The sequence below is a fragment of the Dyadobacter sp. genome, assembly GCF_051859145.1.
GTDB lineage: Bacteria > Bacteroidota > Bacteroidia > Cytophagales > Spirosomataceae > Dyadobacter.
On record NZ_JBHYGF010000315.1, the window covers coordinates 1 to 5,069 of the forward strand.

Genomic DNA, 5,069 nt, shown 5'->3' on the forward strand with positions numbered 1-5,069 from the left:
CGAGTACAGGCGCACTGGCAGGCACTTCGATTTTGAAGTTACCCTCTGTGTCACTAGCGGTACCGGTCTGCGTACCTTTGACCAGGACACTCACCCCAGGCAGTGCCTCGCGGGTATTGGCGTCGCTTACCTTTCCGGTAATGACCCTGTTCTGCGCCAGCAGCGTTTCCGCAGCGCCGGCAAGCAGGAAGAAGATGATGAATAGATGTTTTTTCATGGACCTAATAGGAATTAAAACTGGACAAAAAAGGAAGTAATAACCTATTGATGAGTTTTAAAACCATCGTCGGCAGAAGGCATTGTGGGGAGGACGAAGGGCGTTTGTCGATTTTTAATGAGTGAATGATTGAATGAGCCGCCGTGGAACGGGGAATGACTGAATGAATGAATGAATGAATGACTGAATGACTGAATGACTGAATGGAACGGGTAATGAGTGGATGAGATTAGTCAGTGACTATTGTCTTGATGTTTTTTGTGGCATGATTTTGGACTTTGTGCGGGAGATTTTTTGGGGCGTGGTATTGGTGATATTTTTTGATATCTGGACTATTCTATGAGTTTACTTGGAACAGGTGTTGGTAATACCGGTATTAAACAGGTGGCGGGCCGGCAGGCTGGTATGGTGCTGGATCAGCTGGCTTGGGTGCAGGTGGTGCCGGGTACACCCTACTTTATGACGGAAGAAGGTGAAAACTGGACGCCGATCGGGCAGAATGATGCGATTACCTGGCCGGAATTGGAGGGTCTTTTCAGGCGTAAAAACGTGCAGCAGGCAGAGGATTATCTCGCCTGGCTTGCTGCGCACGGGGTTACCTGCATCCGGCTGATGCTGGAATATGCACAGGGAGAGCACCGGTATTTTGAAAAACCCGCAGGTACATTTTCGCCCAATATGATCAGGCTCTGGGATGATCTTTTTGTGCTGTGTGCCCAACACAAGATCCGCATACTGCTCACACCGGTTGATACTTTTTGGATGTGGATACGCTGGCGGCACCATCCTTACAATAAATTACACGGCGGTCCTTGTAAAAAACGCTCCGAGTGGCTGATTTGTCCGGATACATTGAAGGCGATCAAAAACAGGCTGACATTCGTTGCCGAACGCTGGGGCGGCAGCGGCGTTCTTTTTGCGTGGGATCTCTGGAATGAAATCCACCCGGCGCACGCAGGCGGCCACACCGACGTTTTCGAAACCTTCGTTCACGAACTGAGTACGCATTTGCGGGACATTGAAATGCGGCTGTACGGGCGCACTCACCCGCAGACCGTTTCGATATTCGGGCCCGTATTGAACGATCACCCGGCAGCCGCCGACGTGATTTTCCGCCACGCCGACCTTGATTTTGCGAGTACCCACTTTTACGATGCAGCTACGATCGACAACCCGAAAGATACCGTCGCGTCGGCTATCGCTGCGGGCCGGCTCGTGAGAGAAGCTTTGTCGCACCTACCAGCGGACAGGCCGTTTTTCGATAGTGAGCACGGGCCTATTCACGCGTTTAAAGACAAACACATTACATTCCCCGCCTTTTTTGACGATGAATATTTCCGTCACATACAATGGGCGCACCTGGCTTCGGGAGCAGCAGGCGGCGGAATGCGCTGGCCTAACCGGCACCCGCATTGTCTGACGCCCGGCATGCGGCTGGCGCAGAAAAGCTTGTCGGGCTTCACGAACCTGATCGACTGGAAAAATTTTCGCAGAAAAAACCTGAATGATGAAATAGCTTCAAGCAATCACCATGTGGCTGTGTTCGCCAGCGCCGACGGGCGGCAGGCGGTACTCTGGGCAATGCGTGCCGATACGCTGGTTAAGAAGGCCGGTAATCTGAAAACGCTGGATGAAAATGCATCCCCTATCAATGTGACTGTCCAAATCCCGGGTATGTCCGCGGGTACTTATTCAGTTCATTTTTGGGATACATTGAATGGAGTTGTCTTGGAGCAGCAAGAAATCGAGCTAACTACGCCGGGGATGCTGGCAGTACAGCTTCCCCGGTTCGTTGCTGATCTGGCAGTGGCAGTTCGTGCAAATGTGTAGCTCAATTTGCTGTTGAATGCCGATTTAATAAGTATCCGGCCTGATTGCGGCGGTACTTGCTTCACGCATGCGCATTGCCTCGGCATAATACCCTTCCAGCTCCGTAGCCCGGTGGGCAGCGGTGTGAAATTCCAGCACTTTGCGTCTTGCATTTTCAGCAATAGCCTGCCGCTCACTTTCCGTAATGTTCGTTAAAAAGCCAACCGTATCCTCAGCCGAATGCGAGATCAGTATCTCTTTGCCGTGCTCGAAGATCGTGTCCAAGCCTTCCCAATAATCGCTGATAATGGGCGTATTGCAGGCAGCGGCTTCAAACAGGCGCACGCTGGGTGAGTAACCTGCACGGATCATATCTGCCCGCGTGATGTTCATCGCAAAGCGCTGACTATTGTAAAACTTCCGGTGTTCCGAAGGCGGCAAATGTTCAATGCGCGCCACATTGCCAGCCCATTGAATATCGCCGGGATATTGCGGACCTGCTACTACAAACTTACCCCCAGGCATTTTCTCCGCTGCATCCAGCATCAATGCTTTGAGCGGCGGCTGGCGGTCGTCGCTGTAAGTACCCAGGTACCCCAGGTCCCATTGCTTTTCGTGGGCTTCGGGATAATAGAGTTCGGGATCGAAAGAGCAATAGAATGGACGCGCCATGGGCGAGCCGTAATGTTCTTCCAGGTAAGTCAACGTTGGCCCGCCGGTAAAGCTCAGGTACATATTGTACAGCGGGATCAGGTTCGGGTGCAGGTATTCGTAATCCTCCTTTTTGATCTTCGCGAGCGTAACCGGCGTATCAATGTCGTAAAATGCAGTGATACCTTCGGCCGTTTGGGTAACATACCTCCCAACGTCCACGCCTTCCGGCACATAGGAACCTACTACGACCAGATCTGCATTCCTGATCGTTTCCGAATGAGCAGCTTTCAGTTCGTCGATGTTCTGGTAAAGGATCGTTTTGCAATACGAAAAATCTTTCAGGTCGCGGTTGGAAGCATACCAGGGTACGTCGCGTTCCAGGAAAGTGACGTCGTGCCCGTTCCGGTGCAGCTCACGGATCAGCCCGCGAAATGTAGTAGCGTGCCCGTTTCCCCAGGAAGAAGTAATGGATAAACCCAGGACCACTATTTTCAAATTACCTTCTGTCATACCGCCGCTTTGTTTAATGTAAGCTCGTCCTTCAGAAGCTTGTCCAGCTCCACGGCGCGGTGTGCGTAAGTATGTTTTTCCAAAACCTTATTCAAAGCCGCCTGCCCGATCTGCGCTGCGTGCTCTGCGGTGAGGGAATTAAGCAAACTCCGGACTTCGTCCCCGCTCCTGGCCACCAGTATCTCTACCCCCGGCTCAAAGAAAAACTCGATACCTTCCCAGTAATCGGTAATAATGCAGGCTCCGGCGCCAGCCGCTTCAAACACGCGCGTGGCGGGAGAAAAGCCGTATTTCGCCATGCTGTCGCGACTGATGTTCAGGATCGCTTTCGGCGAGCAGTTCAATGCATTATGGTCTTTGGTAAATACGTGACCGATGTAATTGATGTTGGAAGACATTGGCTTATCGTGCCAGCCATTTCCGCCCAGGATAAAGCGTTGGTCAGGCATTTCCGCCGCCACTTTCAGGAAGAAATCTTCGACGCGCTTCTCGCGGTCAGGCAGTCTGTTACCCAAAAACACCAGATCGCCTTCAAAGCGCGACTGCGTTTCAACGGGATGGTGCGTCGCAGGATCGAGCGCATTGTAGATCGGCACACATTTTCTTGCGCCCAGCTCTGTATACGCATTGATCACAGGATCCCCGCCGCCGTAAGTCAATATGAGATCGTATTGCGGAATGAGGTCTTTGAAATAATCATTTTCATTGTGATGTACGCGGTCCAGCGTAGCAGGCGCATCCACATCCCAGAAGATCACGAACTTGTCCTTTTGTCCTAGTGCCGCAACTTCCTTTTCCAACAGCTCGTCAAAAACCCCTACGCCGCTGGTTTTGATGATCACGTCTGCATCTATCGCGTCGTTCAGCACCCTGGCTACATCTTCCTCATTGGGCTGGTAAACCACGATCCGCGCCCATTCAGGATCTTCCATATCCCGGTTTTTCTGGCGGTCATAAGCATCAGGCTCGTAAAATGTGATCTCGTGCCCGAGTTCATTCATGGCGCGGATAATGCCCCGGTAATAGGTTGCAGCGCCGTTCCAGTAAGCTGAAACAAGGCTTGAACCGAAGAATGCAAATTTCATAGCGTCGTAGTTTGGTTTAAGTTGTTAACACCCAATTCTTCGCATATCTGGTACAATTCATCCGTACGATGTGCGCAGGTATGCTTGCTGCGGATCGTTTCCAGCCCGTGCGTGGTCATTTCTTTTACCAGGCTTTCGTCTGTCAGCACGCGGTCGATCCAGCGTTTCATTTCTTCTTTATTTTTGGCAAAAACAAAATCCTTCCCGGGCGTAAACAGGTTTTCTGCATCGTCCCACGGAGCCGAAATCAGCGGGATACCACAGGCAAGCGCCTCAAACGGGCGGATTGTCGGGATACCCGGCAATGCTTTTACATACGGGCCACGCGGCACGTGGGCTGTAAACCGGTACTTCGAAAAAACCTCCGGCGCTTTGAAGTTGGGCAGCCAGCCTGCGTACTCGATACCTGCATCGGCCAATGCGGCTTTTGCGTGATCGGGATAGCGCACGCCGTATATTTTCGCTTTCAGCTTCATTTCTTTCACAGGTTCTATAATGAACTCGAAAAGCTCCTTGGTACGCTCCTCGTCGCCCCAGTTGCCCACCCACACAAAATCACCTTCGTAGCTATTGTTTTCAATGGGGCGAAAAACATTGGTATCCGCAGCTTCATGCCAGGTCCACGCATTTTTGGTCCACTTTTCCGACAAATAGATATCCCTGATCTTGCCGCCAAATGCGAGTACGCCGTCGTAATTGGAAATATCATACTCGCTCATGCTCGCCTTCTCGGTCACGGCGCGGTGGTGCGTATCGTGGAACAGCAGCTTGAAATCGTACTTCTTTCTTTTCTC

At 51.7% G+C, this 5,069-nt stretch carries 5 protein-coding genes; 1 reads left to right on the forward strand and 4 read right to left on the reverse strand.

Annotation, left to right across the window (positions count from 1 at the left end; genetic code table 11):
* On the reverse strand, positions 1 to 217 hold a 217-nt coding region (locus tag ACTIE6_RS17235), incomplete at its 3' end, for a carboxypeptidase-like regulatory domain-containing protein (protein ID WP_439557824.1).
* A gap of 339 nt (positions 218 to 556) precedes the next feature.
* Here ACTIE6_RS17235 and ACTIE6_RS17240 point away from each other — a divergent pair.
* A complete protein-coding gene (locus tag ACTIE6_RS17240) occupies positions 557 to 2,047 on the forward strand; it encodes a hypothetical protein (protein ID WP_439557825.1) in 1,491 nt (496 codons plus the stop codon).
* A 24-nt stretch (positions 2,048 to 2,071) separates the two neighbouring features.
* Here the strand turns inward: ACTIE6_RS17240 and ACTIE6_RS17245 are convergent, their stop codons facing one another.
* From ACTIE6_RS17245 to ACTIE6_RS17255, 3 genes are all read right to left on the reverse strand, one after another.
* Positions 2,072 to 3,190, reverse strand: coding sequence for a CgeB family protein (locus ACTIE6_RS17245; protein ID WP_439557826.1), 1,119 nt, complete (start codon positions 3,188 to 3,190; stop codon positions 2,072 to 2,074).
* Positions 3,187 to 4,275: a CgeB family protein gene (locus tag ACTIE6_RS17250; protein WP_439557827.1), complete on the reverse strand. Its 1,089-nt coding sequence runs from the start codon at positions 4,273 to 4,275 to the stop codon at positions 3,187 to 3,189. Before ACTIE6_RS17250 ends, ACTIE6_RS17245 begins: the two co-directional genes overlap by 4 nt.
* Positions 4,272 to 5,069, reverse strand: a 798-nt coding sequence (locus tag ACTIE6_RS17255) for a CgeB family protein (RefSeq protein ID WP_439557828.1), incomplete at its 5' end; no start/stop codon positions are given. The genes ACTIE6_RS17250 and ACTIE6_RS17255, both read right to left, overlap by 4 nt.

Bases quoted from the DNA above. Each gene is read 5' to 3' on its own strand.
- ACTIE6_RS17240 (WP_439557825.1), top strand. From the start codon at position 557: ATGAGTTTACTTGGAACAGGTGTTGGTAATACCGGTATTAAACAGGTG.
- ACTIE6_RS17245 (WP_439557826.1), bottom strand. From the start codon at position 3,190: ATGACAGAAGGTAATTTGAAAATAGTGGTCCTGGGTTTATCCATTACT.
- ACTIE6_RS17250 (WP_439557827.1), bottom strand. From the start codon at position 4,275: ATGAAATTTGCATTCTTCGGTTCAAGCCTTGTTTCAGCTTACTGGAAC.